This is a genomic window from Mesorhizobium sp. M7D.F.Ca.US.004.03.1.1, assembly GCF_003998635.1.
In the GTDB taxonomy this organism is placed as follows: domain Bacteria; phylum Pseudomonadota; class Alphaproteobacteria; order Rhizobiales; family Rhizobiaceae; genus Mesorhizobium; species Mesorhizobium loti.
In genome coordinates, this window is record NZ_RZQG01000565.1 from 1 (window position 1) to 3996 (window position 3996).

A 3996-nucleotide genomic window follows, 5' to 3' on the forward strand; every position below is an offset into this window, starting at 1 on the left:
CGTCTACCGCCACGGAAATCAGCCGATGCTGTTCTCCAGGCGCATCGCTGACCGCAACGATCTCGACAATTCCGGTGGCGCCGTTGGCGTGGGCCTGCAAAGCCGTGCGGTCCACATCAGGCGCGTTGACCCGCTCGCAGGCAAACAGGAAGGCGTCCGTGGCTTCGGCTCCGGCCGCGAAGGCGAGCTTGAACGATGCGATGTCGCTTTTGCCCGCCGTGTCCGTGAAGGCGCGCGAGAAGCTCAGCATGTCGCCCGCCGAGATGCCTGCTTCGAGGTAGCGCGCATGGTCGGCGTCGACGTTGCCGGTTGCAAGGACCATCGCCGAAAAGCCCTCATCGCCGTTGCTCTCGCGATAGATGCGGTCGCGCGTGACGAACACATTGCTCTCTGCAATGGCCTGCGTCGCGGCCCGTTCATCACCGATCGCCAGCGGCTCCAGATAGGCGCCATCGGCGAGGAACACACAGCAGTTTTCGGTTCCGAAGGGATGGATGCCGGTCGGGGCAACGACGAAGCCAAGCGCGGCGAGCCGGGCTCGCGCCACCTCAAGGCTCTGCGTCGGCAGCACCAGGTGATCGAGCGGATGAGTGCCAGTGGTTCGGGTCATGCAGGCGCGATGTGCATCATTCCGCAAACCGGTTCAAGACATGATCGCAATCCCGGCCAGTTCGCCTCACCAGTTCACCGACGCCGAAAAAAGGCATCATCTGGGGCAGTCCTCGATCAGCTGCCGGCCACAACATCGGCGGAATAACGCAGTTCGCGCATTGGTTTGACCTTGCTGGTGGTCTGCGCGTAGAGCGGGTGCGCCTTGTAGGCGGCCAGCGCGGCGTCATCGGCGAACTCCGCATAGACGACCACGTCGACCTCATCCGACAGCGGATCGACCTTGGTGTTCAAGGTGACCTCGAAAAGGCTGGAATGGGGGATGTTGCCGAGCGCCAACAGACCGGTGCGCACGGCCTCGACATCCTCTTTACGCCGCGCGCTGAAGAAAACGATATGTCGGATCAACCCCGCCTCCTCGATCAAAATGCTGGGGTCTTTTGTGACGGCAGGACGGTGGCGTCAATCGACAAGGATGTCGCGGCTGCCAGTCGTTCGAATGGACGCTAGCCGGTGACGGATCGCACGACGTGCGAGACACCCCTTACCGTGGAGTCCAGATACCGGCCCTGATTGTATAGGCCGTCCCAGATCAGGAAAAACGTGATGGCGGCAATGACGACTACATAACGCATGGCTAAATCTATCGCACAAGCAAGGGAGCAGCCATAGGCGTTTTTGGCGCGTTCGGCCCTTGCTGTGTAAAAGGCAGATCCACGCCAGCGAGAGCGACCCCGCTTGGCACAGCCCCGTTTGCAGCCTGCCTCTTGAAGTCCCCCCTCATGACGTGGAAGATTGTCGCAGGGATTCACTGGGAAGTGCTGAAGCTCAGGGGAAAAGGAGCGCGCGCTTTTCGTTCGAGCCCGCCCTTCACTCAGCCGGTCAGCACCCGTGATGAGGCAAAGGCGTTCGAACCCGGCGAATGATCCAAGAGAACCGCGGCCCGGCAATTTGCGCCGACACCGCGGAAATCCAGGGGCGTGAGATGGCACACAAGGAACATTTTGGCGCAGCATTGAGCGACGCGGTCAGGCTGGACGAATTCAATTTTGCCGAGATCGTCAAGGGCCTGCCGGCCAAGGCCCGCATGGTGCTGTCAGCGGCGATGAACCTGCCACGCGGGTCGCTCAAGGTCAGGATGCCGGACGGGCGCGCCGTCCTCGTCGGCGGCAAGGGACCCGGCCCGGACGCCGAACTGGTGCTCAAGAACTGGCGCTTGCCGGGCCGCGCCTTTTCTGGCGGCACGATCGGCGTTGCCGAATCCTACATGGACGGCGATTGGGACAGCCCCGACGTGACCAGCTTCCTGGAGCTGTTCGTGGTCAATTCGGTCGTCGGCGAGCGTATCGCGGGCGGCACCAGCTGGCTGATCAATACCGTCCAGCGCATTCGCCACTGGTTCAACCAGAACACGCGCACCGGCTCGAAGCGCAACATCTCGGCGCATTACGACCTCGGTAACGCCTTCTACAAGGAATGGCTCGATCCGAGCATGACCTATTCTTCGGCGCTCTACACGACAGGTGCCAACGACCTGGAAAGCGCGCAAGCCGCCAAATATCGTGCGTTGGCGAAGGATACAGGGATAGGTCCGAAGGACCACGTGCTGGAAATCGGCTGTGGCTGGGGCGGCTTCGCCGAATTCGCAGCACGCGAGATCGGCTGCCGGGTGACCGGGCTGACGATCAGCCGCGAGCAGCACGATTTCGCCAAGGCGCGTATCGCCAAGGCCGGGCTTGCCGACAAGGTCGACATCAAGCTGCAGGACTATCGCGACGAAACCGGCACCTATGACCGCATCGCCTCGATCGAGATGTTCGAGGCGGTCGGCGAGAAATACTGGCCTGTGTTTTTCGGCAAGATGAAGGCCTGCCTGAGGCCCGGCGGCACCGCCGGCCTGCAGATCATCACCATCAACGAAGCCGCCTACGATACGTATCGCGCAAGGCCCGATTTCATCCAGCGCTACGTTTTCCCGGGCGGCATGCTGCCGACGCCGTCGATCCTGAAAGCACTCGGCAAGGATCACGGCCTTGCCCATCTGCGCGAGCGCGTGTTTCCGGACGATTACGCGCGTACGCTCGCCGAATGGCGCCACCGGTTCTGGGCGTCATGGGAGAAGATCGTCCCGCTCGGCTTCGACGACCGCTTCAAGAAGCTCTGGGAGTTCTACCTGCACTATTGCGAGGCCGGATTCCGCGCCAGCTACATCGACGTGCGCCAGGTGGTCTACAAGGCGTAAGTCGAGAACGCTCTTCGATTCATTGCCGCTGACCAGGCGATGTCGAGCATGATCTCGATATCGTCGCTCGGTCGCCGTCAAAAAGTCCAATCGCGAAGCAGGATGCCGCGCAGGACGGACGAATCGGAAATCACCTGATGCGCAAACGGACGATCTTCTTCGGCGTCATTGTTGTCGCTGCGGCGGGCATCCGGCTCAACAACACCTCTCTGTTGTCGAGCCGCGCCGGCAGCCCGGAGGTGCTCGCCCATCGCGGCCTTGCTCAGGACTACGCACGTGAAGGTATAACGGGTGAGACTTGCACGGCCAGTCGCATGTTGCCGCCGCGCCATGCCTACCTCGAAAACACGATCCCCTCGATGGAGGCCGCCTTCGCGCTGGGCGCTGACGCGCTTGAACTGGATGTCCACCCGACGACGGACGGCAAGTTCGCCGTCTTCCACGACTGGACGCTGGATTGTCGCACGGAAGGCAAGGGAGAAACACGCAACCATTCCATGGCCGAGTTGAAGACGCTCGATGTCGGCTATGGCTACACCGCGGATGGCGGCAAGAGTTTTCCCTTTCGCGGGACGGGTATCGGCATGATGCCATCGCTGGATGAGGTTCTGTCGCATTTCCCGGCCCACCGCTTCAACATCAACGTCAAGAGCAACGACCCGGGCGAAGGCGAAAAGCTGGCCGCACGGCTCGCCACGCTGTCGCCTGCCGAACGCTTCTATCTGTCGGTCTATGGCGGCGACAATCCGGTTGCCGCGGTCAAGGCCGCGCTACCGGACATGCATACGCTAAGCCGCGCGTCGCTGACGCAATGCATCCTGCGCTATGCCGCGATTGGCTGGAGCGGCTACGTTCCAGATGCCTGCCGCAATGGCACCTTGCTCATCCCCGTCAACATCGCAAAATGGATGTGGGGTTGGCCAAACCGGTTTCTCGATCGCATGCAAGGCGTCGATAGCCGCGTCTACCTGCGCGGCCCTTATTCCGGCGGCGACTTTTCGCAAGGGCTCGACGATCCCGAACTGATCAAGCAGCTGCCGAACGGCTATTCCGGCGGCATTTCCACGGATGCGCTGGATCTCATCATGCCTGACATCAAGAAGCGTTCGCGCCGCCGGCTGAATCCACGCCATAGGGCCTGGATT

At 61.9% G+C, this 3996-nt stretch carries 6 protein-coding genes; 3 read left to right on the forward strand and 3 right to left on the reverse strand.

Annotated elements, in window-relative coordinates:
• The 3 genes from EN935_RS25455 to EN935_RS42835 all read right to left on the reverse strand — a co-directional run.
• On the reverse strand, positions 1-610 hold a 610-nt coding region (locus EN935_RS25455; protein ID WP_164771329.1), incomplete at its 3' end, for a VOC family protein.
• A gap of 116 nt (positions 611-726) precedes the next feature.
• Complete coding sequence (locus tag EN935_RS25460) at positions 727-1017, reverse strand: Dabb family protein (RefSeq protein WP_013531473.1); 291 nt, start codon at positions 1015-1017, stop codon at positions 727-729.
• Between the two features lie 98 nt (positions 1018-1115).
• Positions 1116-1244, reverse strand: coding sequence for a hypothetical protein (locus EN935_RS42835; RefSeq protein ID WP_281036067.1), 129 nt, complete (start codon positions 1242-1244; stop codon positions 1116-1118).
• A 33-nt stretch (positions 1245-1277) separates the two neighbouring features.
• Here EN935_RS42835 and EN935_RS42940 point away from each other — a divergent pair, with 33 nt between their 5' ends.
• The 3 genes from EN935_RS42940 to EN935_RS25470 all read left to right on the forward strand — a co-directional run.
• Positions 1278-1535, forward strand: coding sequence for a DUF1365 family protein (locus EN935_RS42940; RefSeq protein ID WP_348629913.1), 258 nt, complete (start codon positions 1278-1280; stop codon positions 1533-1535).
• Between the two features lie 59 nt (positions 1536-1594).
• Positions 1595-2851, forward strand: coding sequence for a cyclopropane-fatty-acyl-phospholipid synthase family protein (locus tag EN935_RS25465; RefSeq protein ID WP_109672360.1), 1257 nt, complete (start codon positions 1595-1597; stop codon positions 2849-2851).
• A gap of 137 nt (positions 2852-2988) precedes the next feature.
• Positions 2989-3996: glycerophosphodiester phosphodiesterase family protein (locus EN935_RS25470; RefSeq protein WP_127373730.1), on the forward strand; the 1008-nt coding region annotated here is incomplete at its 3' end.